Genomic DNA, 26375 nt, shown 5'->3' with positions numbered 1-26375 from the left:
AATTGCTTCACTTATTTAAGTGATGGCTATTCATTGGACGGTTTTCTTCTCTCGGTACCCTCCTAGGACTAAAAGAAGCTACAAAACCGTCCACATTTTTCCCCATATCAAATTCGCCCGTCGAATTTGCGTCCGGATTTTTATCGAGCTCGCTCGATAAATTACCTTTAAAAAATCCGAGACATCCGCCGGAGGCTTAACTTCATTCAGCCGGGGTTTGAACCCCCACTGAATCGAAGGACCATTTGCCTTCATCCCCCACTTGTAGAAGTGGAGGACTTCTGCTGAATGGAGTTTAATTAATACGTTATAAAACATACAAAAAAGGACAAGGAATGAAACGATTTCTCACTTCATTCCTTGTCCTTTTTCATTCCTATTAAAGAATACCCTGCTTCATGCTTTTTTTAATAATTCTCAGGACGTTGGGAAAAGTAATTTATAAATATTTTAATATTCGAAGACAAATTCGTATGACATTTATGAAGTCGCGGTTAAAGCTATTCCCTGCAAGATGGCTTACTGTCAGCAATGAAGAGGTATGAGATGAGGTGATTTACCGTGCGTACGCGTAAAGTGTACCCAATTAGACGAAAAAAATCTCAAATACAAAAGAATGAAGAGTCTCAATCTAACCAGTCAATTGAGAATAGTGATAAGGATCCTAACGTGAAACAGCTGTCATCTGATTTAGAAGAGAATCTCTCCTACTTTAATACAACAACAGGAAACAGCTCTGACATCACATTACGAAAATTTCCTTTAGTTGAACAAGAGGGACAAACCGTCTGCCTGATTTATGCTGATGGATTGTCTAATTCTGCCTTCATCCAGGAGTTCATCTTAGAGAGCTTGATGGTCGATATTCAAAAAATTCATGTAGGAACGCGAAACCAAAATGAAAATGTATTCCGCACCATTAAAGCACGGGGAATGCCCGTTGCCGATTTAAAGGAATTTACCGATTTCGAGACACTTTTCTCTACCGTCCTTTCAGGTGATACCGTCCTGTTAATGAACGGTGTTTCAAAGGGACTGGCACTGAACTCCAGAGGCTGGGAAAAACGCAGTGTGGCAGAACCCACTTCACAAACAGTTGTTAGGGGCCCTAAGGATTGTTTTACGGAAACGCTACGGACAAATACAGCGTTAATTCGAAGACGAATTAAGGATAAAAATCTTCGAGTTGATTCCATGAAACTTGGCACCAGAACCCAAACCGACATCTCCATCATGTACATAGCTGGGATCGCTACGGACGATATTGTAGCAGAAGTGAAAAGCCGACTTAAGCGGATCAGGATTGATGGAATATTAGAAAGCGGACATATTGAAGAGTTTATTCAGGATGCGAGGTATTCACCTTTTCCCACCGTAATGAATACGGAACGACCCGATTCTGTTGCAGCTGCACTGCTGGAGGGAAGGATTGCCCTTGTTATAGATGGAACCCCCTTTGTACTTGTGGTTCCCTCTCTATTCATTCATTTCTTCCAATCCAGCGAAGACTATTATCAGCGTGCCGATATTTCAACCTTTATTCGGCTGCTACGATACCTGGCCTTTTTCCTGGCATTGCTTACACCTTCAGCCTACATTGCCGTCACCACCTTTCATCAGGAAATGCTGCCAAGTGAAATGCTGATTAGCCTAGCCGCTCAGCGTGAAGGGGTACCGCTTCCTGCTTTAGTAGAAGCGATTATGATGGAAATTACCTTTGAGATTTTGCGGGAAGCTGGCATCCGAATGCCGCGAGCAGTAGGATCGGCCATTTCCATTGTCGGAGCGTTAGTCATTGGACAGGCTGCAGTAGAAGCTGGCATTGTATCGGCCTCCATGGTGATTGTCGTTGCCTTAACCGCTATTAGTAGTTTTGTTTCACCTTCTTTCAATATGTCGATTTCAACGAGGTTGCTGCGATTTCCCTTAATGTTACTGGCGGCCTCCTTTGGCTTATTCGGCATTTTATTAGGCTTGATTGTCATGGTCCTTCATATGAGCAGCATTCGATCATTTGGCATTCCCTATCTTGCTCCAAATGCTCCCTTTAACCTGCAGGATCAGAAGGATAACTTTGTAAGAGCACCACGCTGGCTCCTGCGAACAAGACCAAGACTCATCAGTCCAAACAACATAACTCGCTCCACAACACCACCTCCTAAGCCACCTAAATGATACAGGCGGAGGGCATTATGGCATCCTTTTTATACAAGAGGATGAAATGGAGCGAATCCTATTCAGGAAGATTTACCTTTTATGAAGCATGAAAACCACCCTATGCTTCTAATAAATAGAATCAGGTGACCATTACTCATGCTTCTACATGTTAGTGAGGGATATAAATGAAAAAGAAATTGGTGTTATTGTTGGTGGTTATCATGATGACTTTATGCGGCTGCTGGAGTAAGCGCGAATTGAATGAGCTCGCGATTTGTGTAGGTTTGGGGATTGATAAGGCAAAGGATGGATATTTGGTTTCGGTTCAGATTGTGAATCCTGGTGAGCTATCCGGCAAACAGCGGTCAGGACGATCAGAGGTTCTCACTGCAAAGGTGAAAGGGGATACCGTGTTTGAAGCCCTACGCAGACTTTCTACCTTTTCACCGCGGAAAATCTACATGGCACAGCTTCGTCAGGTGGTATTTAGTGAGGAGCTTGCCAAGGAGGGAATTGGAAAAACGCTTGATTTTTTAGCACGTGACCATGAATTAAGAACGGATTTTTATATTACCGTTGCTAAGGGACAAAAAGCACTCGATATCCTAAAGGTGCAGTCCGCTCTAGAGAATATTCCTGTTAATAAGCTTTATGCATCCATGAAGAATTCTGAGAGGTCATGGACCGTCACCAAAACGGTGCAGCTCGATGAATTAATTAATAATATCCTATCACCAAGTAAAGAAGCCGTATTAACAGGGATACACCTTACCGGGAATCCCGATAAGGGAGGCAATGTCTCCAATGTTCAGCATTCTACTCCAGCGACAACTCTCCATATTGGAGAAATCGGCGCTTTTAAGAGTGACCGGCTGATTGGCTGGTTGACCGAGGATGAAAGCAAGGGCTACAACTATATTACAGACAATGTCTATAACACACTTGTTACCGTCCCGTGTCACCCTGGGAAAATCTCGATTGAAACCATTCGCTCGAAAACTGATGTAAAGGGGAAAGTCAAAAATGGGAAGCCTCAAATAGACCTCACCGTCACCTCCGAGGGTAACATCGGTGAAGTCATGTGTAACGTCGATTTGCTAAACCCAGACCATATTAAACAAATAGAATCTGATTATAAGCTTGAAATTGAAGATAAGCTCAAAAAGGTTATCTATCGGGCTCAAAACGAACTACATAGTGATATTTTCGGATTTGGAGAAGTAATCCATCGAGATGATCCGGTTAGCTGGAAAAAGCTCAAAGCCAATTGGAATCAAGAGTTTAAAAATGTGGAAGTAACCATTCATGTAAATGCTGAAATTCGCCGTTTAGGAACCATTTCAGAGTCTCTTCAGAATCAAAACAAGGGGGAATAGCGATGTGGGGAATTACAGGTATTTTGTTTATTGGAATTGCCGTTTCTTCCTATGAAGTCCCGCGTCTTGTTAAACGCAAATATTGGCGAGATCTTATTGTATTTTCTATATTCATGTCAGTAGGAATCACATTAAATATCCTTTTAAATTTGAATGTTGAGATTCCAAATCCTACGAATATTCTATTAAAAATATGCACACCCATCCATACATTCATAGATGGAATTTTATCATAGGCAGGTGTATAAGGTTGATGTTGGAAAAAGGGAAAATAAGTATTGGTGATTTTCGCATCATGGTCATTATTTTTTCAATCGGAAGCTCAGTCATTTTGGCACCCAGCATTCTCGCTGGTACGGCCAGGCAGGATGGTTGGCTCTCGTATTTCATTGCGATTGTAACGGGATTAGGGTTTCTTTATATCTATAATCTTCTTGCCTCCCTTTATCCTGAACTTTCGTTTGTTGAATACAGCCGGAAAATACTCGGAAAATGGATCGGCAGCATTATAGCCATCCTCTTTCTCACTTATATTTTTCTTGTTTGTAGTACTCTCTTAAGAGAGATTGGTGAATTTATCACCATCAATGTTCTAGTCGAAACACCTATTCAAATCATTATGATTATGTTTTTAATAACCAGTCTGATTGGGATTCGTTTAGGCATAGAGGTAATTGGCCGGACAGCGATGATTTTTTTTCCTTGGATAATAGGACTTTTTACCCTGTTGTTTCTCTTTTTGATTCCAGAGTATGAGCTAATCAATATTCAACCCGTATTTGAGGAAGGGATTAAACCCATTTTGAAGGGCTCCTACCATACATTAGCCCTACCCTTTTTAGAGCTTTCGATATTCTTAATGATTGTTCCTTATGTAGTAAAAAAAGACAAAGTAAAGAAAGCCTTTTACAGTGGTGCCCTTATTGGCGGTATGATTATATTTTTTCTTGTCCTATTAACCTTTATCTCACTTGGACCCGATACGACGAATAGACAGATGTATTCAACCTATCTAATGGGGAAAAAAATCAGCATTGGTGATTTTATTGAGCGGATTGAAATTATTGTGGCGATTATTTGGTTTTTATCGATTTATTTTAAGCTTACGCTATGCTATTACAGCCTAGTATTAGGGCTTGCCCAGCTATTTAAGCTGAATAGCTACCAAATCCTTGCTTTCCCACTAGGTATCCTAATCATTAGCTTCTCCATCCTGCAATACCCAAACATATCACTATTTAAAGAGGCACTCATGAAAACACTCGTCCCGTACTCTCTTTTCACCTGCTTCATCATCCCTTTGCTTCTTCTGACAATAGGGAAAATAAAAAAGCAAAGGAGTGGTACTGTATCTTCATCCTCATCCAGTGGAAATTGAATGAAGATTGGAAGCAGAAAAGCCCCTGCTTCCTGATAAACCTAGAATAAAGACGCGATTGTGCTAATAGATTCTGAATAAACACAGATGCATGATGATGAGGGGGAATTGACTTGGCTAAGGAGGCATTAGATCGTTTCTTAACGCCGCAGCTTAAAGAATTACGCGATAAAGGGCTTTATAATCTAATTGATACGGTCGAGGGGCCAAATGGTCCAGAGGTCCAGATTAATGGGAAAACCGTTATCAATTTGTCCTCCAATAACTATCTAGGGCTCGCCAATCATGACAGATTGAAGCAGAAAGCCATTGAGGCTGTAAAGAAATATGGGGTTGGTGCGGGTGCCGTGCGTACGATTAACGGGACACTTCCGATACACAATGAATTAGAAAAAAGAGTTGCAGAACTAAAGTACACCGAAGCCGCCATTGCTTTCCAGTCAGGCTTTAATTGCAATATGGGCGCCATTTCAGCCGTCATGACGAAAAGGGATGCGATTATTTCCGACGAGCTAAATCACGCCTCTATCATCGATGGCTGTCGACTGTCAGGGGCAAGAATCCTGCGTGTGAAGCACCAGGACATGGCTGACCTTCGGCGTGTGGCAAAGGAGGCAACAGAAAGCGGATTATATGAAAAAATCATGTATATCACGGATGGCGTTTTTTCCATGGATGGTGATGTAGCAAAGCTTCCCGAAATTGTCGAGATTGCAGATGAATTCGATTTGATTACCTATGTAGACGATGCTCATGGCTCAGGTGTTATGGGTGCGGGGGCCGGGACTGTGAAGCATTTCGGACTATCCGACCGGATTGATTTTCAAATAGGAACACTCTCAAAAGCAATCGGGGTAGTTGGTGGTTATGTGGCTGGTTCCCAAAAATTAATTGACTGGCTGAAGGTCCGAGCCCGACCTTTCCTGTTCTCAACCGCCATGACACCAAGTGATGCAGCAGCATGCATGGAAGCCATTGACATGATGATGGAATCAACCCAAAGGGTTCATAAGCTTTGGGAAAATGGCGACTATCTGAAGGCCGGTCTGAAAAGACAAGGCTTTAACATCGGACATTCGCAAACCCCCATTACCCCTTGTATGATTGGTGACGAAGGCTTAACACAGCTTTTCTCGCGCCGTTTAATGGAGGAGGGCGTATATGCGAAATCGATTACCTTTCCGACCGTTCCAAAGGGAGCAGGAAGAGTTAGAAATATGCCGACAGCGGCACATACAAAGGGAATACTCGATAAAGCCCTTGCTGTATATGAAAAGATTGGAAAGGAATTAAATATCCTTTAGAGTGAGCCCCCCTGAAAAATAAGGAATTCGAGTAAAGTATCGAATGCGAGCTAAAAGGAAATCGTAAACCATAACCATACCCTTTTAAAGTTGAAAAAGACTTTTCATCCACTTGTATAGAATATGAGATATTTATCACCGTAAACGGGAAAAAGAAAAATTACAATGGATACGAGTGCCTTTATTATAGATACCAGCCTTAATCCCTTCATCAGAGGGAAGTTTCTTCATTTACAAAATCATGAAGACTGAGGTTGTCTCACTTCCATTAAATTACAATTAGAACTTAGGTGATTCTACATGAAATATCGCTCAGCATTTGATATTATCGGTCCGGTGATGATTGGACCTTCCAGCTCCCATACGGCAGGCGCAGCCCGGATCGGCCGAGTAGCGCGCACCCTTTTCGAAAGACAGCCAACTAAAGTCGTCATTTCGCTTTATGGTTCTTTTGCCAAAACGTACAAGGGCCACGGAACAGATTTGGCTCTTGTGGCTGGCTTATTGGATTTTGATACCTTTGATGAACGGATTCCCGACGCCTTTGACATCGCTGATCAAGTCGGCATGGAGGTTGTTTTTCAAACAGAGGAGGCCGTACCGGAGCATCCTAACACCGTCAAGATTCAGCTATCCGACGATGAAAAGCAGCTTGAAGTCATCGGAATCTCGATTGGTGGCGGTGCGATTGAGATTACGGAAATCAACTCGTTTAAATTGAAGCTATCGGGTGATCCCGCTATTCTTGTCACCCACTATGACCGCTTTGGGGTTATAAGCCGCGTGACTACCATTTTATCGAAATACAGAATCAATATTGGCCATATGGAAGTAGCTCGAAAGGAAAAAGGTGACACCGCGATTATGGTGATTGAGGTCGATGAAAAAATGGACGACTCTGTGATTGCCGAACTCAAGCAGCTGGACTATGTGACCGGGGTGATTAGGATGGTGGAGTAAACGATTAACAGGATATTCTTGTGTAGGTTGAAGTTCTAACACCCATCACCTAAGTCATGCATTGGGAGGAAATCGGCTCCATGTGAAAATCGCACCTGTTTTTCCATACAATAATACAAGCAGATAAGCAGGTCTCACGTCCATCTTAGGACAACCTACTAGATAGAAGAAAGACGTACATCAGGGGGAAAACTTATGTTTCGCAATGTCGCTGAACTCGTCAAAGCAGCAGAAATGGATCAAATCAAGATAGCTGAGGTTATGATTCGTCAGGAGGTAGAGCTTTCGGGGCTTTCCCGTGACGAGGTGATAGCCAAAATGGAGCAAAACTTAACAGTAATGGAGCGCGCCGTGGAGCGTGGGCTAAAAGGCGTTCATTCGCGGACAGGATTGACTGGCGGGGATGCAGTCTTATTGCAAAACTATATCCAAAAGGGTAACACACTCACAGGAACACTCCTGTTAGATGCGGTCAGCAAGGCTGTCGCCACAAACGAGGTAAATGCCGCAATGGGAACGATTTGCGCAACACCGACAGCCGGTTCAGCGGGGGTTGTACCCGGTACTTTGTTTGCTGTAAAGGAAAGCCTAAATCCAACCAGATATGAAATGATTGAGTATCTTTTTACAGCGGCTGCCTTTGGATTTATTGTAGCAAATAACGCATGCATTGCAGGTGCAGCAGGCGGCTGCCAGGCAGAGGTTGGAACAGCGGCAGGCATGGCAGCCGCTTCCATTGTTGAAATGGCGGGTGGTACACCACAGCAATCAGCCGATGCGATGGCAATTACCTTAAAAAATATGCTTGGCTTGGTTTGCGACCCGGTTGCAGGGCTTGTGGAAGTCCCTTGTGTAAAACGGAATGCGATGGGAGCTTCCAATGCCCTGACAGCAGCTGACATGGCCCTTGCCGGCATTACCAGTCGCATTCCATGTGATGAGGTTATTGCCGCTATGTATGCAATTGGACAAACGATGCCATCCTCCTTAAGAGAAACCGCAGAAGGCGGATTAGCCGCTACACCAACCGGACGAAGACTCGAGGCAGAAATATTTGGTCAACCAAAGGAACGCCTTGTGGATTATCTAGTGAATTAAGGATGCATGTGGACGGTCAACTGCTTCATTTTTGAAGCACTGAGTTGTCCTCTTGCATCTTTTTGTGTTTTTTCAGAATTATCACTAATATTATGAGCTATCTACTATTATAATGGATTTACAGAATACTTTTTAAGAGGGGTGAGTGGTTTTTGCGAAAATGGTTCCTATCGATCGTTGGATTATTCTTTTTATTTAACTGCTTCAACCTTAGTGCTGCCGCCTCATCGTTTACTGATTTACCATCCAGCCACAAATTTTATCAAGAAATAGCCTTTCTTCAACATGAAAAGATCATTGACGGGTACCCTGATCATACGGTTCGACCGGAAGCGGACATGACACGTGCAGAAGCGGCCATTATGCTTGGACGAGCTTTAAAGATTAATGGCTCAGAGCGAAGCACCATATTTACTGACGTTCCTTCTGAGCATATAGCAAGCGGCTTTATTGGCGCTATAGCAGAAGCAGGTGTGATGAAAGGATTTCCTGATGGTACCTTTCGTCCAAACCAGATGATCACTCGAGCTCAGACTGCCATCATTCTATCAAGAGCCTTTAACCTCACAGAAGAATCCCACATTCCTTTTACCGACCTGTCACCTACGATGGAAAGCTACCTACATATCAAAATAATCATTGCTAATAACCTTACACAAGGCTTTGAGGACAACACCTTTCGTCCCTATCTGTATGTAACACGCGCCCATTTTTCAGCCTTTTTAGCACGTGCTTTACATGATGATTTTAAGGTGGAGCTGCCTCTCATTTTTCTAAAGGACCCATCTAAGGTCTATCATTATCATTATGAGAATGAAGGTGATGCACGTTATGTTTACTCCCATGCGGATGATGATTGGAATCTCTGGCAGGTCTATCATGAGGACGGATCCTCCTATTCAATCGTGGAAAAACAGGATAGCGAAGGCTATAAATTCGGTTACCCCTATTCTGAGTATTCAATAGAGGTCGCCCAGCCAGTTGAAGTCGGTCATAAATGGGACGGTTATGGGGATATCCCGGATTATTATCAAATAACAGCCGTCGATTTATCTATGACCACACCAGCTGGAACCTTCGATAACGTCGTTGAAGTAACAAGAACTGACGGGTATGTAAGCTATTTTGCCCCAACCAGCGGAATGATTAAAGTGACCCGAGCTGGGACTACGATAGCTGAGCTAATAGAAATCGAATAAGGTGTCATTTCAGGATATCATGCGTGTTCAGGCTAGTCTGCCCGAAACATAGAGTAGCTTCAAAAAGACACAAAAGAAGTGCTTGATCACTTTGGTCAGGCACTTCTTTTTAACGATGAGCTTCCCCTTACTTATTCTGTTTTTCCAGCGCTTTTAGGGCTACTTTTTCAAATCCATTTCCTCTTTCCTCAGCAAACTCCACGTCCGCTTTTGGTAGAGCATTGTTCTTATTGTTTGCGCGATGCTTATTTTTAGGCATTTTTACACTATCCTTTCGTTATTAAAGGTCTCCTTCTCGGATGCCAACGAAATCAATATGAATAACTTGAGGTCAGCTCTGTTATCGGCATCCTTTTTTAGTTTGCTTTATATCTTATCCGCTATGCGAATCAAATTAGCTTTTCTCATTCAAAATAGCAAAGAGAGCAAACCCTGATTGGTTTACTCTCCTTGCGTCCTTCTATCATTTGTTCAAAATTTGCGTTATTCGATGCTCTCTACAAGGTTTTGACCATGTTCGTTCGTCTTATAAATAACGGTCAATTCTTGTCCATCCTTCATGTCGGCAAGCTTTTCACCAATTTCTTCATCGTAAAATTGAAAGGCCATAACACCCTCTGCAGCTGCATCTGTTTGCAGTTCAAAGGTATGTGGGTCAGCTAAACCTCCAAATGTTCCCTTTACGGTTAGAGCATCTGTAGATTCTTCGTCACCTACGACTGGATCTTCACCCTCACCTGAACCCTCGGTTTCAGTAGGCTCTTCATCAACCACTGGCTCTTCAACATCCTCAGAGTCATCATTCGTCGTTTGCTCATCCTGAACATCTGTCACATTCTCATCTCCAGGATCGACAGCTTCTTCCTCTGTTGTTCCACAGGCAGAAGCAAACGCCATAATGACCATAATCAACAAAGCAAGAAAACCAAATCGCATCTTTTTCATGGTACATTCCCCCTTACCTTTTTTATAACATATTTGTCCATCGAAATGTTGGAATATAAAAAAGTGTAAGCAGAAGTTCATCCAAAAGGACCATTCCATTCTTTCGTACTATGACGAAAAATGATATTTACGTTATCGATCCTGATAATTGTAGATTTTCCATTTACCTGTTAAGCTGTCTTTTTTAAGGTGGTATACTCCATTATCCATCTGGGTGGTGAAGTTTTGATTAAGCTCTGGCTGTGATGGGAGTTTCGCATCGATGGTTACGCTGATTCCAGATACTTGGACCTTTGCGAAGCGGTTTGCTTTTTCCAGGACCTTGAACTGCATGTCTTCATCATTGATTTCGATGGTAATCTCCGCTTCTTCGACCGCGGGATAGAACCAATCAAATGGCTTTGGATCGCCGCCCCCTGATTGATAGAAGCCTGTTCCATATTCCTTATCTAAATCCGCTATTTCGGCGAAACGGTTTGTTTCAACCAAGGTATGCTCGCGGGTAATATAATTCTGTAAAACATTTGTCAGGTCCGCATCCTCAGGCAACTCTGATAGTTCCTGCTGAAGTGCTCGTTGAAGCATGACAAACGCTTCCGCCCTCGTCGCAAATTGGTTCGGACTGAAGGAATCTCCATAGCCATTGATAATATGTGCGGATGAGGCCATTTGAATAAACCGGTTTGCCCAATTATCTTGCGTAACATCCTTAAAGGTCTTTCCACTATCACTTGAAAAAACGGTTGTATTTTCAAAAGCTAGCACTATAATCTTTGTGATTTCGGCTCTTGTAATAGGGGCATGTGGATAAAAATAGCCCTTGTCGCCATCAACCAGTCCCAAATCACTGGCTATTCGAATGGAATCACCGTACCATTCACCCTTTTCTACATCTAAAAACGACTTTCCCAGTCCATCACTTGATAATCCTAATGCAGCTACAATCGTCCTCACAAACTGGGCACGGGTGATGTGTTCATCCGGATTTACATACAACAGACCACCATGACCTGTGGAGCCCTCCACTACATCGGCATAGAGTAGATTTTCCATCTCCTCAGACGCCCAATGATCATTAAACCCTTCATCGGAAAATTTATAATCTGAAACCGTTTTCATTTCTCCTGCTAACGCCATTTGATACGGGAGTAAAGCAACGAACAATACAAGTAACAACAGTTTGATTGTTTTCATACTTGTTCACCCCTCAATGCAGTCTAATAATTGATAGACTATGTAATATAACAGCTTTATCAGTCAAACAACAGCAGTATCCTCCCTACAGAGAAATCCTAACTCAAATCCCCTCCTACCTTCAAACATATAACCCCAGCCTTTATTCAAACCAACCATTATATTTATAATTTTAAATATTCGATAACTAACCATGTTTTCCTCTATACGATAGACATTCTTTTTAAAAATACGACAAAGGTCTAGTACCTGTCTTTTGCTGAATAGCACAAAGGGACGGTACTGGTGCTTCAATAGAAGCACGAATACCGTCCCTTTGATTCTATTTATTTCAAGGCCTCTTCGAGAGCGGCAATTTCCTCTGGTGTAAAGCGTGAGTATGCCATTTGAATGGCAAGCGCCTCCTGTTCAGGTGTTAAGCCGTTTGCAGATGCGCGATTATAGATTTCAATTTCTTCCGCTGAAAAACGGCTGAACCCGAAAGCAATCGCTTCCTCTCTTGTGGCAAAATGTAAACCTCCGTTAGCTGGCTGTGTAGCAGGGGATGTCTCAGCAGGGGATGTCTCAGCAGGTGCTGTAGAAGGACTACCTCCTGAATTGTCCGATGCTGCCGCTTCATCACCAACAGCCTCTCCTGCTCCGGGAACTTCAACAGCAGCTCCCACGTTAGTAGCCGCATTTGAGTTGCTGCCTTCCAACGTGGAATCCTCGCTATTTGTTGAGGATTCCTTGTCTGTTTCTTCTGTATCCTCTTTCACTTTCTGTTCCGCTTCCTTCTGCTTGATTTCATTTTTCGCTACTGTATTTTGCTCTTCTACTTTCCCGTTATAGTTAATAGCAAGAATAGCCACACTAGCTAGAAGCGCTACACTTACTACCGCAATGATCTTACCCTTTAATTTCAATTGGAACTCCTCCTTAATCACGGGGACGATGTTGCTGCATCCGTTTACCAGAAGCAACGAAACCTTTCCTCCGCTCACTCTATCATATATTTCAGCTATTTCTATCGTCAATGATATATTCTGGAATATCGTTTTTACATGAATCATTACCTGAGCTCGCTCGGGTAAACTACCTTTAAAGAGATTCCTATTTTTACGAATAATACAAGTTACGGTTAACATAATTTAGTGTTAAATGGACGGTAAAAAAAATCTGTCACGACCATGGCTGCTGTATCCTCTGAGAATCTGTCTTTAGCTTCCAAAAGGAGCGGATAGCAGTGAAACGAAAAAACAAGCACCTGCAGCTCATTCAGCTTCTGGGCATTTTCATCCTCATCTACATCGTTGTCGAGGTCATGCAAAACCTCAAAATATATTTCGTTTACAGCTCAGGCGTCGGTCCCTTCTTATTCATTGGATTCATCCTTGTATTGATTGTGGTGCTTTATATCAAAGGATAGTTTAGAAGCAGTGGGGCGGTTCTTAATGAAATTCTGAGGAGACTATCAATATACATCTATTATCACTTTGGCATCATTGAGGACTGTCCCACTTCTTCCATATTAAACGACATTTGCCCTTAGACCTTGGCTATGTGCTAAGGCCAAATATTACTCAAACAATCACTCCATATGGTAATCTATTACTATAACTGAAAGGAGTGAACTGTTGATGGTTTTATCTATTCCAGAAATAACACTTAACGACGGTCTTCATTTGCCTGTCGTTGGCCTTGGTACTTATTTGCTTAAGGGAAATGCAGGGGTTAACTCCATGCTGACGGCGATTGATTCCGGCTATCGTTTGATTGATTCTGCCTACAATTATGAAAACGAGGGAACGGTCGGAGAAGCTGTTCGTCGTAGCTCGGTTCCGCGTCAGGACCTGCTAATTACCTCTAAATTGCCTGGACGATATCAAGAATATGACAAAGCCGTCACGACCATTCAAGAATCCTTATACCGTGCGAACCTAGATTATTATGACTTATATTTGATTCACTGGCCAAATCCACAAGTTGATACATATGTAGAAGCATGGCAGGCCTTAATTGATGCGAAAAAGTGGGGCCTTATTCGCTCTATCGGTGTGTGCAACTTCTTACCGGATCATATCGACCGTTTAGTCAAAGAAACGGGTGTGAAGCCTAGTGTCAACCAGATCGAATTACATCCGTTCTTCAATCAACTAGAAGCAAGAAAATGGCATCAAGAGAATAACATTGCGATTGAATCCTGGAGTCCGCTGACACGTGGTATTCGCGATATTCACGTTGATTCGATTCAGGAGATTGCCAATCGTCACAATAAAACCATTCCACAGATTGTATTACGATGGCATTATCAGCTAGGCGCCATTTCTATTCCAAAATCTGCTTCACCTGAACGCCAGCTTGAAAACATTTCAATCTTTGATTTTGAATTGGATCAAACCGAAATGAGCCTTATCTCTGGATTAACGCGTCCAGATGGTCGAATTAATAACCAAGATCCGGCGGTTTATGAGGAATTTTAGAGAATAAGCCAAAACAAAGCGCATCACTAATTTTTAGTGATGCGCTTTGTTTGTTAAGCGATTTCATTTATCAGAATTGCTTGATACCTTGCGATATATTCATCAAGTCGTTGACTTAGTGTGATAGTATTTAAACTGGTAAGCCCCTCTTTCATACCAGTTCGGATCATTTCTTCGCGTACAGTTGTAATAGTTTTCAACAGGTCATTCTTTTCATCATTTTTGATTTTTAAGAACATAACAATGACCCCCTTTTTTTTCAGAATATAATAGCATTTTATAAAAAATCCCAGCTTTAAACAGTGACTAACCTCACAACTATAAGCTTAAATAACTGGTAATTTTCTGTGAACTAGCCAGTATATATTGCTCGTTTACAGAAATTGCTATATATAGTATATAAGTACTATTTAATCACTTAATAGATTAAAAATCCACAGATAAACAAAGAAGATTCTGAAATATTTTTGAATATTATCAAATTCGCCCGTCGAATTTGCGTCCGGATTACCTGAGCTCGCTCGGGTAAACTACCTTTAAAAAATCCGAGATATCCGCCGGAGGCTTAACTTCATTCAGCCGGGGTTTGTACCCCCACTGAATCGAAGGACCATTTGCCTTCATTCCCCACTTGTAGAAGTGGAGGATTTCTGTTGAATGAAGTAAAACCTAAATAAAAAGGATGATAAATGATGAGTAAGTATGAATGGAGAAAGCAAGCGAAACAGCTCTATTTACCGACTAAAAAACCAACTAAAATGGTCGTTCCGAAAATGAATTATTTTACCATAGAGGGCAGAGGAAATCCAAACAGTGAACCATTTCAAGAGCATATTGAAGTCCTTTACACATTGTCATATGCCATTAGAATGATGCCTAAAAAAGGAATCACCCCAGAAGGGTATTTTGAATACACCGTTTTCCCTTTAGAAGGGCATTGGGATTTAGATGAAGAGGGAAGGAAATTAGCTGATTTAAACAAGGACCATTTAACATACAAGCTCATGATCAGACAGCCTGAATTTGTGACAGAAGAGCTGTTTCAATATGCTGTTGAAAGTGTAAAGCAAAAAAAGACGATTCCTCTTATAGATATGGTTCGATTTGAGACGATCTCGGAAGGTTTATGTGTCCAGGCATTGCACGTTGGAAGCTTTGATGACGAACCCAAAACCTTCAAATTGATGGAGGAATACTGTGCCCAAAATAACCTAAAAAGAGCGGAGAAAACCCATAAAGAAATCTATCTTTCTGACCCGAGAAGAACGGCGCCGGATAAACTGAAGACGGTTTTGAGATTTAAAGTAATTGAAGCGTGAAATCAAATCACTCTGCTTCAAAATTGAAAAAAAAATTCTATATTCAGAAGTTAGAAAAGGGTATATTTATTGTAGGTTTATTTTTATTAAAAGAAAGCAAGGTGTAGATATGGGTAAGACAATTGGATTTGTTGGGGCAGGGAATATGGGAAAGGCGATGATGGGCGGAATTGTAAAGGCAGGGATTGCTGCTCCGCAGGAAATCGTCGTCTATGATGTATACCTTCCTTCATTAGATGCCGTGCAAACCGAGCTCGGAGTAACCACCGCTTCCAATGAAAAAGAGGTTATGGAAAAAGCAGATATCGTGATTCTGGCCGTTAAGCCAAATATGGTTGCTGATGTGCTCAACACGATTAAAGGTGAAGTTTCAGAGGATAAGCTAATCGTCTCCATCGCTGCCGGTGTGACGCTTGAGCGCTTAAGTGCCAACGTCCCTGAAAAAACGAAAATCGTTCGTGTCATGCCAAATACACCGGCATTAGTGGGTGAGGGAATGTCTGCCTTATCCTGCAATTCCTATGTGACAAAGGCCGACCAGGAAGAGCTTCTCAAGATTTTCAACAGCTTTGGCGAGGCTGAAATTGTCAGCGACTATTTAATGGATGTGGTCACGGGCTTAAGTGGATCAGGTCCCGCATTTGTCTATATGTTTATTGAGGCCTTGGCAGACGGTGCAGTCGCAGAAGGAATGTCACGAGCCAACGCCTATAAATTTGCCGCGCAAACCGTCTTGGGCTCTGCGAAAGTCGTACTCGAAACAGGCAAACACCCGGGTGAGCTAAAGGACATGGTTTCTTCACCAGGCGGAACAACCATCGCGGGTGTGAAGAGCCTAGAAAACGACCGCTTCCGTGCAGCGGTGATGAATGCTGTCGTAGCAGCGACTGAAAAGAGTAGAGCGTTGTAAGCAGAGGGCCATTTCTTTGCTATCATATAGAAAGAAGCAGAGGGGTACCGTCAGGAAAATGCGGATTTACAACGCTAAGCCCATTTTCAAGACGATTCCCCCATTTTTAACAACGTTAAGAAAGTTTCAATGGTCTTAAAGAATCTAAAGAGACCATTTTATCAGAATTAAAATGGTATTCTCCTAGCAAATTAATATGTTCCCAACCTAGAGGCGACATATGGTGCAATAATTCCTCATTAAAACTACCAGACTGTTTTTGATATTCGACTGCTTTTGTTAGATGTAAGGTATTCCAGATACTAATGGCATTGATAATTATGTTTAAAGCACTGGCCCTTTGAAGCTGATGCTGTATGGTTCGTTCCCTAAGCTCTCCTTGTTTTCCGAAGAAAATAGCCCTTGCTAGCCCATTCATGGCTTCTCCTTTATTCAATCCTCTTTGTGTATTTTTCTTCTTAGTGATTCATCTGAAATATAATTAAGAATAAAGATTGTTTTTTCTATTCGCCCCATTTCGCGTAAGGCTGTAGCTAAGCTGTTCTGTCTTGCGTAAGAACCTAATTTCCCCATAATAAGGGATGCTGAGACTGTTCCTTCTCTTATTGAATGGGCTAATCGTAAAACGTCCTCATAATTTTCTCCAATGACTTTTGTATTTATTTGTCCACGTAAAATTGCTTCTAGTTTTGGATACTCACTTGCTTTATCTATTGTAAATAATTTTGAGTCCGATAAATCTCTTATTCTTGGAGCAAATTTAAACCCTAATAAATGAGTCAGTCCGAAGATTTGATCTGTGTAACCGGCTGTGTCTGTATAATGCTCTTCTATGTTTAGATCCGTCTCATGATGTAATAAACCATCCAAAACGTGAATTGCATCCCTTGAATTTGTATGAATAATCTTTGTGTAGTAAGAAGAGAATTGATCACTCGTAAATCGATAGATGGTGGCTCCTTTTCCAGTTCCGTAATGTGGGTTTGAATCTGCATGTAGTGACGAAACACCCAGCTGCATTCTCATACCATCTGACGAGGATGTTGTACCGTCTCCCCAATAGGAAGATAATTGTAATTTGTGATGAAAATTTACTAATACAGCTTGGGCTTTATTCATGGCATCTTCATACATACGCCATTGAGATACATTGGCTAATTGTTTATATGTAAGTCCGGGTGTTGCTTCAGCCATCTTGTTCAAGCCAATATTCATTCCCATTCCTAAAAGGGCAGCCATGATAATGATTGTTTCTTCTTTATCTGGTTTTCGATTATTGGAAGCATGAGTGAATTGCTCATGAAATCCTGTTATATGTGCAACATCCATGAGTAAATCAGTTAATTTTATTCTTGGCAGCATTTGATAAAGGCTCGCACTAAACTTTTTTGCTTCTTCTGGAACATCTTTTTCTAAGCGTGCAAGTGACAGCTTTCCTTTTTCAAGGGAAACCCCGTCTAACTTGTTGGAATTGGCAGCTATCCACCTTAACCTTTCGTTAAGGCTGTTGGTTCTCTCGGTCATATAATCTTCGAATAATAAACTAACTGACAATCTCGTATTCTCCTTCGTTTGGTTCCATGTATCTTCTGAAAACAAATATTCCTCAAAATCTCTATACTGTCTGCTGCCAACAATGGAAATATCTCCTGCCCGAACATGCTCCCGGAGTTCTGTTAAAACAGCCATTTCATAGTAATGACGATTGATTGTTGTACCATCATCTTCATATAATTGCTTTTTCCAGCGTTTTGAAATAAAATCAATAGGTGAGTCATCAGGCACTTTTCGCTTTCCAGATTCGTTCATTCCTCGGATAATCTCTACAGCTTGTAAAAGTAACTCATTTGCCTTTGTAGAATGAAATACCAATACCCTTAATAGTGTTGGTGTATATTTTCTAAGTGAATAAAATCGTTTTTGCAGTAAGTCTAAATAATCATAGTCGGCAGGACGTGCAAGCTCTTGGGCTTCTTCCACCGAAGTGACAAAAGAATTCCATTCAATAACAGATTCTAAAACCTCAAAAACGTCTAATTTTTCCTGTTTTGCTTTGATTAAAGCTTGTCCGATGTTCGTAAAGTGTATAACTTTCTCATTCAGCTTTTTACCGTTTTGTTTCTGAATTTCCTCCTGAGCCTTGCGGCCTTTTGATAACAGACTAAGTATTTGTCTGTCATGAATTTCAAAAGCTTTATCCGTTAACTCCTGAGTAAGATGTAATAAATAGACGGTTAATATTGAATATCGTTTATTTTCTTGAAAATCACGAAATGCATAAGGCTCATATCTTGAACCTAAACGAGATAGCTGTAACAGGCGATTGCGATGCAGATGACTAATTTTTACCCTCTCTAATTCTATTCCCCGTATGTATTCGAGTCGTTCTATTACTTTTAGAAATGTTTCGGGTGAAGGATGCCCTGGTGGTTCCTTTAACCAACCCAATATCGTTTTGTTGGATTCGGATGAATGCTGCGAAGTAATGATCTCTTCAAGTTTTCTTTTTGCTCATTTGTTAGGGATTGACTAACTATATTATATAGCTTCTTTTCGGCCATTCCTCTTGCCTCCCACACCATTCTCTCAAGTGTAGTGATAGCAGGTAGAATGATTTTGTTTTTTCTTAGAAAGTCGATACATTCATGCAGTAGATGAATGGCATCACCATTTTCCAAAGCTAATTGATGAAGATGCTTAAATGTCATTCGGTATTCTTTTAGGGTAAAGGTTACAAAATCGTATTCACTTCGAATTTCTTTCAAATGATCCCAAAGTGTATTTTCTCTTTGAGGATAAAGACTAAGTGAAGATGGACTGGCACCGATTTGTTTTGATATATAATGTATGACCAAATCTGGGATGTTTTTGATATGTGTGTACGGCCAACCGGGATACTGAAGAACAGCTAATTGAACGGCGAACCCTAACCGGTTTTCTTCTCTTCTTCGTTTATTTATAATTTCAAAATCTCGTTTGGAAAATGTGTAGTAGGTTCCTAGCACCCAATCATCTTCAGGAATTTGCATAAGAGCATGTCTCTGTTCGGGTGTAAGCAATTCCCTACCTCTCGCAATTGTCATTCAGTATCATCCCATTTCTGTATTTTTGTAATTTATTACTTCAATTATATATCAATAGAGTGTACTCTATTGATACAAGTGTAGTAGACTGATAAAATCATAGTTAAAAGTGTCTCATAAGACTTGTCTCAAAAATGAGGTGATATTTTGCGAAAAATCGGTTATATACGTGTCAGTTCATCTAGCCAAAATCCTTCAAGGCAATTTCAGCAATTGAACGAGATTGGAATGGATATTATTTATGAAGAGAAAATTTCCGGGGCAACAAAGAATCGCGAGCAACTTCAAAAAATGTTAGGGGATTTACAAGAAAATGACATTATTTATGTGACAGACTTAACTCGAATCACTCGTAGTACACAAGATCTATTTGAATTGATCGATAGCATACGAGGTAAAAAGGCAAGTTTAAAATCATTAAAAGATACATGGCTCGATTTATCAGATGATAATCCATATAGCCAATTCTTAATTACGGTAATGGCTGGTGTTAACCAACTTGAACGGGATCTTATACGTATGCGGCAGCGTGAAGGGATTGAATTGGCTAAGAAAGAAGGAAAGTTTAAAGGTAGGTTAAAAAAATATCATAAAGATCATGCAGGAATGAATTATGCAATAAAATTATATAAGGAAGGAAATATGACTGTAAATCAAATTTGCGAAATTACAAATGTCTCTAGAGCTTCATTATATAGAAAGCTATCAAAAGAAAACAAGTAGTCCTAATTATTCCTATTAATTATATGGCAAAATAGTGGAATATTTTTTTGAAATGAATGTTCTTAAACTCCCATAAATTTATTCTATTTTTTCTTAAGTACTTGCTTATTCGCAGGATGCAAAAACGATACGGATTTAATGTTATTAATGATATATGGTAATGTAGACATGTGAGAATAGGAAATGGAATAAAAACTGCTTTGCTAGCCAATATTCAACGGTTTTCTTTGGTCTTTAACTTAGAACAGTTAAATTATGCTGCACTTGATATTAATGAGTATAAGTATTATAGGAAATATAGTCTCGGTATAACTAATGAAACCATATATTCAACAAGGGAATAATACAGATTCCTATGAATAAGAATAATCTATTAAAGTGGTTTTGATCTAAGTTGGTTTTAGGAATTAAATCCACAATAGGTATGTATAAAAAAATTCCAGAGGTTATAGATAAAGCAAAAGCATAAATGGTACTTTCATTCAAAAGGATGGATTCTGAGAAAAACAAGGCAATATTCGTTCCAAATAAAGTGGCTAAAATAAGGAAAAGAACGGATAGTAACGCCTTTTTTTTATCCTGATAAAAATAAAATGTCATAAAGTATACTAAAAAGCCGTCCAGAAATTTATGAATCATGGACCCTAGAAGAATTAACGAACCCACATATTGATTCAAGAGAAAACTACTAAATATAATCATTCCCTCAAATAAAGAATGAATAAAGATTCCTAAAAGTGAACTTAAAAAAACGGCCACCTTTTCATTTTGATAAAAACGTCTCTTTGACAAAACTTTTTGAATCAGAAAAAGAAATAAGAACCCAATACAAATAAAAAGGGAACTAAAATGGCTTAATTGGATAGTTTCAGGAATAAGTTCAAAAATTGTAATCGATAATAAAATCCCAGAACTTAAAGATAAAAAGCCACTCAATTTTCGAACCGACCAATCCTTTTTTAAAAAAAGGATGAACCCACCTAATAAATTAGCAATCAATGATAAAGAAAGATATAGATAGAATGCTTGGTTTAACATGTTTACTCTCCTTTACGTCCAGACTTTTGGTTTTGTATTTTCTCTAAAAAATCCCAAAATCCGGGTGCCTCCAAATTTTGTATTGTCTCCATCTTTTCAATAATTTTTATGGTAATTTCCTGCTCTAAGTCTTCTCTTTCTTGAGAAGCAGTATGTCGAAGACTTGCTTTAATTTTAGGTTGAAAATTAGAAATTAACTCATCTATATCCATATCCGAATTTTGATCCTTTTTATTTAAAAAAGAAAAACCTTTATGTAATCTCATTAGACATCCTCCTAGCAAATAGTATCTTTTCTGGAGAGTAAGGCTGATTTTAATTTTTTTAAAGCTTTCTTGTGAAGATTCGAGGTATTTTGTGGAGAATCATGAAAATAATCAGCAATTTCTTTATTTGTAAAATTATAAACATAAAACAATTCAAGTATTTTTACTTGTTTATTCGAGAGTTCATCTAAAGCCAAATACAAAGCAGAATTCTCAATTTGTTCTTTAAGTGAACCAATAGAAATAGGTATGTTGTTATCGGAATTTCCTTTTTCTGGTAAATAATCAATAATTAATAAATTACGTTCTCGGTTCTTTCTTAACTTTTTATCAAAATCAATAGAATAAAAATAAATCAATGAACTAATATACTTGGTTATTTTGGCTTTTTATAAAAAAGTCGGAATTCCGAGTCTAATCTTTGGGTATTATCTAAAGTCGGTTCTTTGATAATTCTTTCAAGCAACTCTCGGTTTGTTTCCCTTTTAAAAAATTCAATAATAATGGGTTGTTTAAATGCCTTTTTTCGAGTGATAAAATATAAATCTACTCTTTGTTTTGGTATGTTCATATGAAAGTCCCTCCTTGTATTTAATAAAGTGGAGTAAAGAGGCAAATAATCAATCAAAAAAGAACAAGTGTTCTATTTATAATAATATTTTATCACTTTTTGAAACTATCGTGATATGATTTAATAAATCCTTTCCTTTATCTCTTTAAGTAATAATAAGAATTTCTATTTTGGGGGGAAAAGGAAAATGGGTGAACTAAACATATGGTTAGAAGCTATTGGTAATGTAGGATTTCCGGTTTTAGTAACGTTTTATTTATTAATGAGATTCGAAAAAAAAATTGATATTTTGACAGAGACCATTGACAAATTAATTGAAATAACGAGGAAAATTGAAGAAAAAGAGTAGTAAAATAGAAAGTTACTGAATTTTCTTAATGGAAAAGATTACTTTTATTTCTTATGTAATAATTTGAAGGGAGATAGAAAGATGAAGCGTTTAATTGTTTTAGGTTTATTTTTTTCATTATTTCTGTTGTTAGTGGGCTGCAATAAACAAGAAATAAGTGAAGAAGAAGTCAAAAAGTTTCTCTTGGAATACAAAGAAACTCAATACAATATTGATGATTTAACGAGCATTCCTAATAGCCAAGAAATTGCCGACAAAAGTAAAACCTATCTTTCTAGGGAAGCTTTTGATCAACTAAATTCCAATCGGATTTTTGATATCTCTCCATTTATGGCGAAAAAATTAAATAAAGTCATCCAAGTCCAAGACATTACATTAGAAAAAGTAGAGAAAAATAAGGATTCCGTAGATTATGAATACAACCTAATTATCGAATTACAAGATCCAACAAATGGAGGTTCAGAAAAAATATCAAAAAAAGGTGAAATGACTATTAAAAGAGAAGAAGGCCAATTAATGATTATTCGTGACTGGGAGGAAAAAGTAAAAATCGGGAATGATGTGTTTTAAAATAGTTATCTTTAGGAGCTATTAGTAACTATTTTCTCTTTACTGCCAAAACAAGGGAAGGGATGTTCCAATTAATGGAAGCATCCCTTCTTTTTTGATTAAATGTATTGTATTTTAGGAGTATTTACTGAGCTAAAAAAGTATAGCCATCAAGAGTTTTTGAAGTAGTATAACGCATTAATGATTTATCTACGGTATATCCTGTCACCCCACCAGTAGTGATAATCCCCTTAATTGCTCCTTCTGTAACATAATTATAGATAGAGCCTCCAAAATGAGGATAGCCTCCGCAAATAAAACGTTCGTTACATGCACATTTGTACCAACCTGATAGTTCTCGTATTACATTTCCTGATAGATCCCATACAACTGTAGGTCCCATTGAATACATTCTGTGTTTTCCATAAACTGGACATGGTGCAATAGCCATTTTTATTACCTCCTCTTATTCGTTGAATACCGGCATTCACTATATAAAGAGGTAATATTAATTTATTTATCAATCAAAAATAATAAATGTTTTTAAAAAATAGTGGACCTACAGAATTCTAGGTTAGTTGAACTTCCTTTTATACCAGATTACCATTTTATTAATGTTTTAAAGCCTAATTTTCCACTTAAAACACCGAGAAATTAGATTTTTTATTAATAGAGATTTCCTTAACGTTGTAAATCCGCATTTTCCTGACGCTACCCCTTTGCTATCATATAGAAAAAAGCAGAGAAAGTATTCCTCTGCTTCTACAGAAAAAAGCAGGGGTCTCCTGCTTTTTTATATCAGTTTTTGCTTTGCTAGCCAGGCGGCACCAATAACGCCTGCTTGGTTGCCTAGGGTTGCTGGGACGATTTCTGCAGCTTGGGCGACTCTTGGAAAGGCAAAGGGTGTGAAGATGGCTCTTACGGGCTGTAGCAGGGTATCTCCCGCCTTTGAGACACCGCCACCAATTACAATTTTTTCAGGGTTGAGTCCATTAGCTAGATTAGCTAGAGCTAAGCCTAAGTGAAAAGCAACCTGCTCGATGACTCGGTTAGCCAGCGAATCTCCTTCCTTTGCCGCATCCAACACTAATTTAGCTGATATCTCCTCATGGGCTCTTAATTGACTTTCTTCCACACTGGAAGAAAGCTCCTCACGCGCCAGACGGACAATTCCGGTTGCAGAGGCGATGGTCTCTAAGCAACCATTTTTACCGCAATTACAAGGTGCCCCTCCAACTGGTACCGAGGTAACATGGCCGATTTCTCCACCAGCTCCATTCGCCCCATGAACAATCTCACCGTTGACAATAATTCCACCGCCAACGCCTGTACCTAATGTGACACACAGCATGTTTTTCGCTCCGTGACCGGCCCCCTTCCACATTTCACCGAGGGCCGCAACATTGGCATCATTTTCTACCGTCACAGGCAGGGACGTTTCACGCTCGAGTATTTCCTGTAAAGGGAAGTTCCTCCATCCAAGATTGATTGCCACCTCAAGCGAGCCATCCTCGTTGACCGGACCCGGTGCGCCAATCCCAATCCCGGCTATCTGGATTTTGGATTTCTTTAATTCATCAAGCTTCTGATCAATTGATCTTGCGATGGATAGAGGAATATCTTTCCCCTTTTCTCTTCTATCTGTGGGGATTTCCCAGCTGTGCAGGATTTCTCCAGCCTGGCTTATAAAGGCCATTTTAATCGTCGTCCCGCCTAAATCAACACCAACTAGCCATTTTTCTTCCATAATCATTTCCTCTTTCTTTCGTTATAGGTCGTTCTGTTCTTTCATTCCATTCCATTCGAGGCAGCTTAAGCCTCTAAAAACAAAGCCGCCAAAGGTGTGGCGGCATTATTGGTTTCCTATGTTTTTACATGAGCTCCGCTCTGTCATATGGTACGGCACGATGATTCTTTTCGCAGGCTCATCCGGATGGGTAATCATTTCAATTAAGCTTTTTGCTGCGTGATAGCCTAAATCGAAAATCTTGATATCCACCGTTGTTAAGGGAGGCTGTGAAAGCTCGGAAAATAATAGATTATTAAAGCTCACGATGGACATATCGTCTGGGACACGAAGGCCCATTTTCTCCAATGTATTAATGATGCCAAAAGCCATCAAATCATCCACCACGACAAGGGCCGTTGGCTTTTCCTTCAGTGCCAGCAGCTCAGAAATTGCCTGCTTGCCGCCCTCGATTAAGAAGTCCTCGTGCACAAGATACTGGTCACAAATGACCATCCCGGCCTCCTGCAGTGCGGTTTCATAGCCTCGCTGTCGTTCCTGTGTCACCATTAAGGAGGTATTTCCACCAACAAAGGCAATTTTTCGATGCCCCAGCTGTAGCAGGTATTCTGTTACTTCCTTTGCTGCACTAAAGTTATCGTTATCGACATGCGAGATTTTCTCTGCAGCATAAGGAGGCTTTCCGATGACTGTATAAGGGAATTCCTTTTCCTCTAAAAAGGCCATCACCTTGTCATTCATACGTGAGTATAGCAGGATGACGCCATCCACACGGCCGCTTTGCACCATCCGAACAACGCCGTCATAAATTTCATCCTCCATTTCACCCGTTGAAAACAGAATCGCATATTCCTTCATATGAGCCATTTTGCTAATTCCACGAATCACTTCAGGGAAAAAGGGATTCTGAAAGACCTTATCGGTTGAGTTCGGCATAACCAGTCCAATCGTTTGTGTCGTGCGGCTTGCTAAATTACGCGCCTTGTAATTGGGCTGATAGCCCAGCTCCTCCATTACCTGACGGACCTTTTTCTTCGTCTTTGTGCTGATTCTTGGGTTATCCGCAATCACCCTTGATACCGTTGAGGGTGTCACATTGGCAGCCTTTGCCACATCTTTAATCGTAATGACCAAGCACTTCACCCCCCTTATTACATTTCTAAAAAAGCTGCGCCTCACATGCACAAGCTCCTGCAGCTGCTTAGCCCTGGCGAATGTATGACACAGCTTTATGTAGTACGCCTATGCTTTGGATATTTCCATTATAATATCTTTTCCACCCGTTGTGGTTGCACTTGTAAGTTTATTTTCTAACTTAAATTCTTCTCCGTTTAAAAGGATGATTGGCGTAATGATTTCTTTGCCAAGGCTTGAAACTTTTTCAATATCAAATTCGGCAATCGGCTGACCCTTTGTCACCTTCGTACCATCCTGAACTAAGATATTAAATCCTTCACCCTTTAATTCAACTGTCTCTAATCCCATATGAATCAGAATTTCTGCCCCAGCCTTCGTACGCATTGTGATGGCATGCTTGGTCGCAAATACATTGACAATCTCTCCATCAACCGGTGCATACACCTGCTTATCTGCAGGAATAATGGCCATTCCGTCTCCCATCATTTTTTGTGAAAAGACCGGATCGGGCACGTCTTCAAGCGTAACTGTTTTTCCAGTTAAAGGAGCCATCACCTGCTCCGGCTCTACTTTTTTCTTAAACAATGATTTAAACATATCTCCAAACACT

28 protein-coding genes and 1 pseudogene are annotated in these 26375 nt (G+C 40.0%); 15 read left to right on the top strand and 14 right to left on the bottom strand.

Annotated elements, in window-relative coordinates; all coding sequences use genetic code 11:
• The first annotated feature begins 561 nt into the window (after positions 1-561).
• The 8 genes from BQ5321_RS02190 to BQ5321_RS02155 all read left to right on the top strand — a co-directional run bounded on the left by BQ5321_RS02190 (position 562) and on the right by BQ5321_RS02155 (position 9472).
• Positions 562-2175 carry a spore germination protein gene (locus BQ5321_RS02190; protein WP_084786608.1) on the top strand — a complete coding sequence of 538 codons (1614 nt, stop codon included), beginning with the start codon at positions 562-564 and terminating at the stop codon, positions 2173-2175.
• Positions 2176-2342: 167 nt separating this feature from the next.
• Entirely contained in the window at positions 2343-3533 is a 1191-nt protein-coding gene (locus BQ5321_RS02185) for a Ger(x)C family spore germination protein (RefSeq protein ID WP_071392984.1), read from the top strand.
• Positions 3534-3535: 2 nt separating this feature from the next.
• On the top strand, positions 3536-3769 hold the full coding sequence (locus tag BQ5321_RS02180) for a hypothetical protein (RefSeq protein ID WP_071392983.1): 234 nt from the start codon (positions 3536-3538) through the stop codon (positions 3767-3769).
• 17 nt (positions 3770-3786) lie between these two features.
• Entirely contained in the window at positions 3787-4911 is a 1125-nt protein-coding gene (locus BQ5321_RS02175; protein WP_071392982.1) for a GerAB/ArcD/ProY family transporter, read from the top strand.
• A gap of 113 nt (positions 4912-5024) precedes the next feature.
• On the top strand, positions 5025-6215 hold the full coding sequence (locus tag BQ5321_RS02170; RefSeq protein WP_071392981.1) for a glycine C-acetyltransferase: 1191 nt from the start codon (positions 5025-5027) through the stop codon (positions 6213-6215).
• A 300-nt stretch (positions 6216-6515) separates the two neighbouring features.
• Positions 6516-7175 (top strand): L-serine ammonia-lyase, iron-sulfur-dependent subunit beta, encoded by a 660-nt coding sequence (gene sdaAB / locus BQ5321_RS02165; RefSeq protein ID WP_071392980.1) that lies wholly within the window; start codon positions 6516-6518, stop codon positions 7173-7175.
• 195 nt (positions 7176-7370) lie between these two features.
• A complete protein-coding gene (gene sdaAA, locus BQ5321_RS02160) occupies positions 7371-8273 on the top strand; it encodes an L-serine ammonia-lyase, iron-sulfur-dependent, subunit alpha (RefSeq protein WP_071392979.1) in 903 nt (300 codons plus the stop codon).
• Between the two features lie 152 nt (positions 8274-8425).
• Positions 8426-9472, top strand: a complete 1047-nt coding sequence (locus tag BQ5321_RS02155; RefSeq protein ID WP_071392978.1) for an S-layer homology domain-containing protein — start codon at positions 8426-8428, stop codon at positions 9470-9472.
• A 127-nt stretch (positions 9473-9599) separates the two neighbouring features.
• Here BQ5321_RS02155 and BQ5321_RS24780 read toward each other — a convergent pair whose 3' ends face one another.
• The 4 genes from BQ5321_RS24780 to BQ5321_RS02135 form a co-directional block, all read right to left on the bottom strand.
• Positions 9600-9731 (bottom strand): hypothetical protein, encoded by a 132-nt coding sequence (locus tag BQ5321_RS24780; RefSeq protein WP_261798730.1) that lies wholly within the window; start codon positions 9729-9731, stop codon positions 9600-9602.
• A 224-nt stretch (positions 9732-9955) separates the two neighbouring features.
• Positions 9956-10417 carry a hypothetical protein gene (locus BQ5321_RS02150; RefSeq protein WP_071392977.1) on the bottom strand — a complete coding sequence of 154 codons (462 nt, stop codon included), beginning with the start codon at positions 10415-10417 and terminating at the stop codon, positions 9956-9958.
• Positions 10418-10549: 132 nt separating this feature from the next.
• Entirely contained in the window at positions 10550-11611 is a 1062-nt protein-coding gene (locus tag BQ5321_RS02145) for an S-layer homology domain-containing protein (protein ID WP_071392976.1), read from the bottom strand.
• Between the two features lie 326 nt (positions 11612-11937).
• Positions 11938-12516, bottom strand: coding sequence for a hypothetical protein (locus tag BQ5321_RS02135; protein ID WP_071392974.1), 579 nt, complete (start codon positions 12514-12516; stop codon positions 11938-11940).
• 320 nt (positions 12517-12836) lie between these two features.
• Here BQ5321_RS02135 and BQ5321_RS02130 point away from each other — a divergent pair, with 320 nt between their 5' ends.
• Both BQ5321_RS02130 and BQ5321_RS02125 read left to right on the top strand, forming a co-directional pair.
• Positions 12837-13019 (top strand): hypothetical protein, encoded by a 183-nt coding sequence (locus BQ5321_RS02130; RefSeq protein ID WP_071392973.1) that lies wholly within the window; start codon positions 12837-12839, stop codon positions 13017-13019.
• A gap of 211 nt (positions 13020-13230) precedes the next feature.
• Positions 13231-14073 carry an aldo/keto reductase gene (locus BQ5321_RS02125; protein ID WP_071392972.1) on the top strand — a complete coding sequence of 281 codons (843 nt, stop codon included), beginning with the start codon at positions 13231-13233 and terminating at the stop codon, positions 14071-14073.
• Positions 14074-14126: 53 nt separating this feature from the next.
• Here the strand turns inward: BQ5321_RS02125 and BQ5321_RS02120 are convergent, their stop codons facing one another.
• The gene (locus tag BQ5321_RS02120) at positions 14127-14312 is read right to left on the bottom strand and encodes an aspartyl-phosphate phosphatase Spo0E family protein (protein WP_071392971.1); all 186 of its coding nucleotides are present in this window, start codon (positions 14310-14312) and stop codon (positions 14127-14129) included.
• Between the two features lie 450 nt (positions 14313-14762).
• On the opposite strand from BQ5321_RS02120, the gene BQ5321_RS02115 reads away from it, so the two are divergent.
• Positions 14763-15392 (top strand): GyrI-like domain-containing protein, encoded by a 630-nt coding sequence (locus BQ5321_RS02115; RefSeq protein WP_315970071.1) that lies wholly within the window; start codon positions 14763-14765, stop codon positions 15390-15392.
• A 109-nt stretch (positions 15393-15501) separates the two neighbouring features.
• Entirely contained in the window at positions 15502-16302 is an 801-nt protein-coding gene (gene proC, locus BQ5321_RS02110) for a pyrroline-5-carboxylate reductase (RefSeq protein ID WP_071393039.1), read from the top strand.
• Between the two features lie 115 nt (positions 16303-16417).
• Here the strand turns inward: proC and BQ5321_RS02105 are convergent.
• Positions 16418-19385: pseudogene (locus tag BQ5321_RS02105) on the bottom strand (Tn3 family transposase).
• Positions 19386-19532: 147 nt separating this feature from the next.
• Here BQ5321_RS02105 and BQ5321_RS02100 point away from each other — a divergent pair.
• Complete coding sequence (locus tag BQ5321_RS02100) at positions 19533-20108, top strand: recombinase family protein (protein WP_071392969.1); 576 nt, start codon at positions 19533-19535, stop codon at positions 20106-20108.
• Positions 20109-20420: 312 nt separating this feature from the next.
• On the opposite strand, the gene BQ5321_RS02095 is transcribed toward BQ5321_RS02100, so the two are convergent.
• From BQ5321_RS02095 to BQ5321_RS02080, 4 genes are read right to left on the bottom strand one after another with little or no spacing between them, the layout of a single operon-like run.
• Positions 20421-21146, bottom strand: coding sequence for a ZIP family metal transporter (locus BQ5321_RS02095; protein WP_071392968.1), 726 nt, complete (start codon positions 21144-21146; stop codon positions 20421-20423).
• Between the two features lie 2 nt (positions 21147-21148).
• Positions 21149-21412 carry a hypothetical protein gene (locus BQ5321_RS02090; protein ID WP_071392967.1) on the bottom strand — a complete coding sequence of 88 codons (264 nt, stop codon included), beginning with the start codon at positions 21410-21412 and terminating at the stop codon, positions 21149-21151.
• An 11-nt stretch (positions 21413-21423) separates the two neighbouring features.
• The gene (locus BQ5321_RS02085; RefSeq protein ID WP_071392966.1) at positions 21424-21771 is read right to left on the bottom strand and encodes a sigma factor-like helix-turn-helix DNA-binding protein; all 348 of its coding nucleotides are present in this window, start codon (positions 21769-21771) and stop codon (positions 21424-21426) included.
• A gap of 17 nt (positions 21772-21788) precedes the next feature.
• Positions 21789-21983, bottom strand: coding sequence for a hypothetical protein (locus BQ5321_RS02080; RefSeq protein WP_071392965.1), 195 nt, complete (start codon positions 21981-21983; stop codon positions 21789-21791).
• 187 nt (positions 21984-22170) lie between these two features.
• On the opposite strand from BQ5321_RS02080, the gene BQ5321_RS23580 reads away from it, so the two are divergent.
• Both BQ5321_RS23580 and BQ5321_RS02075 read left to right on the top strand, forming a co-directional pair.
• Entirely contained in the window at positions 22171-22332 is a 162-nt protein-coding gene (locus tag BQ5321_RS23580) for a YvrJ family protein (protein ID WP_084786605.1), read from the top strand.
• 81 nt (positions 22333-22413) lie between these two features.
• Positions 22414-22902, top strand: coding sequence for a hypothetical protein (locus tag BQ5321_RS02075; RefSeq protein ID WP_071392964.1), 489 nt, complete (start codon positions 22414-22416; stop codon positions 22900-22902).
• Positions 22903-23026: 124 nt separating this feature from the next.
• Here the strand turns inward: BQ5321_RS02075 and BQ5321_RS02070 are convergent, their stop codons facing one another.
• From BQ5321_RS02070 to BQ5321_RS02055, 4 genes are all read right to left on the bottom strand, one after another.
• Entirely contained in the window at positions 23027-23332 is a 306-nt protein-coding gene (locus tag BQ5321_RS02070; RefSeq protein ID WP_071392963.1) for a hypothetical protein, read from the bottom strand.
• Positions 23333-23674: 342 nt separating this feature from the next.
• Complete coding sequence (locus BQ5321_RS02065; RefSeq protein ID WP_071392962.1) at positions 23675-24628, bottom strand: ROK family glucokinase; 954 nt, start codon at positions 24626-24628, stop codon at positions 23675-23677.
• A gap of 105 nt (positions 24629-24733) precedes the next feature.
• A complete protein-coding gene (locus BQ5321_RS02060) occupies positions 24734-25762 on the bottom strand; it encodes a LacI family DNA-binding transcriptional regulator (RefSeq protein WP_071392961.1) in 1029 nt (342 codons plus the stop codon).
• Positions 25763-25870: 108 nt separating this feature from the next.
• On the bottom strand, positions 25871-26362 hold the full coding sequence (locus BQ5321_RS02055; protein ID WP_071392960.1) for a PTS sugar transporter subunit IIA: 492 nt from the start codon (positions 26360-26362) through the stop codon (positions 25871-25873).
• Positions 26363-26375: the final 13 nt, after the last annotated feature.

Source organism: Bacillus tuaregi (assembly GCF_900104575.1).
Classification (GTDB): domain Bacteria; phylum Bacillota; class Bacilli; order Bacillales; family Cytobacillaceae; genus Bacillus_BD; species Bacillus_BD tuaregi.
Note: the sequence above shows the minus strand (reverse complement) of the source record. Positions and strands in the feature narration are given on the sequence as shown.

What these genes read in the sequence shown, in the direction of transcription:
- BQ5321_RS02180 (WP_071392983.1), top strand. Translation starts at nt 3,536, where the DNA reads ATGTGGGGAATTACAGGTATTTTGTTTATTGGAATTGCCGTTTCTTCC.
- sdaAB (WP_071392980.1), top strand. Translation starts at nt 6,516, where the DNA reads ATGAAATATCGCTCAGCATTTGATATTATCGGTCCGGTGATGATTGGA.
- BQ5321_RS24780 (WP_261798730.1), bottom strand. Translation starts at nt 9,731, where the DNA reads ATGCCTAAAAATAAGCATCGCGCAAACAATAAGAACAATGCTCTACCA.
- BQ5321_RS02120 (WP_071392971.1), bottom strand. Translation starts at nt 14,312, where the DNA reads ATGTTCTTAAAAATCAAAAATGATGAAAAGAATGACCTGTTGAAAACT.
- BQ5321_RS02095 (WP_071392968.1), bottom strand. Translation starts at nt 21,146, where the DNA reads ATGTTAAACCAAGCATTCTATCTATATCTTTCTTTATCATTGATTGCT.
- BQ5321_RS02125 (WP_071392972.1), top strand. Translation starts at nt 13,231, where the DNA reads ATGGTTTTATCTATTCCAGAAATAACACTTAACGACGGTCTTCATTTG.
- BQ5321_RS02065 (WP_071392962.1), bottom strand. Translation starts at nt 24,628, where the DNA reads ATGGAAGAAAAATGGCTAGTTGGTGTTGATTTAGGCGGGACGACGATT.
- BQ5321_RS02145 (WP_071392976.1), bottom strand. Translation starts at nt 11,611, where the DNA reads ATGAAAACAATCAAACTGTTGTTACTTGTATTGTTCGTTGCTTTACTC.
- BQ5321_RS02055 (WP_071392960.1), bottom strand. Translation starts at nt 26,362, where the DNA reads ATGTTTAAATCATTGTTTAAGAAAAAAGTAGAGCCGGAGCAGGTGATG.
- BQ5321_RS02075 (WP_071392964.1), top strand. Translation starts at nt 22,414, where the DNA reads ATGAAGCGTTTAATTGTTTTAGGTTTATTTTTTTCATTATTTCTGTTG.
- proC (WP_071393039.1), top strand. Translation starts at nt 15,502, where the DNA reads ATGGGTAAGACAATTGGATTTGTTGGGGCAGGGAATATGGGAAAGGCG.
- BQ5321_RS02090 (WP_071392967.1), bottom strand. Translation starts at nt 21,412, where the DNA reads ATGAGATTACATAAAGGTTTTTCTTTTTTAAATAAAAAGGATCAAAAT.
- BQ5321_RS02115 (WP_315970071.1), top strand. Translation starts at nt 14,763, where the DNA reads ATGATGAGTAAGTATGAATGGAGAAAGCAAGCGAAACAGCTCTATTTA.
- BQ5321_RS23580 (WP_084786605.1), top strand. Translation starts at nt 22,171, where the DNA reads ATGGGTGAACTAAACATATGGTTAGAAGCTATTGGTAATGTAGGATTT.
- sdaAA (WP_071392979.1), top strand. Translation starts at nt 7,371, where the DNA reads ATGTTTCGCAATGTCGCTGAACTCGTCAAAGCAGCAGAAATGGATCAA.
- BQ5321_RS02080 (WP_071392965.1), bottom strand. Translation starts at nt 21,983, where the DNA reads ATGAACATACCAAAACAAAGAGTAGATTTATATTTTATCACTCGAAAA.
- BQ5321_RS02185 (WP_071392984.1), top strand. Translation starts at nt 2,343, where the DNA reads ATGAAAAAGAAATTGGTGTTATTGTTGGTGGTTATCATGATGACTTTA.
- BQ5321_RS02070 (WP_071392963.1), bottom strand. Translation starts at nt 23,332, where the DNA reads ATGGCTATTGCACCATGTCCAGTTTATGGAAAACACAGAATGTATTCA.
- BQ5321_RS02175 (WP_071392982.1), top strand. Translation starts at nt 3,787, where the DNA reads ATGTTGGAAAAAGGGAAAATAAGTATTGGTGATTTTCGCATCATGGTC.
- BQ5321_RS02150 (WP_071392977.1), bottom strand. Translation starts at nt 10,417, where the DNA reads ATGAAAAAGATGCGATTTGGTTTTCTTGCTTTGTTGATTATGGTCATT.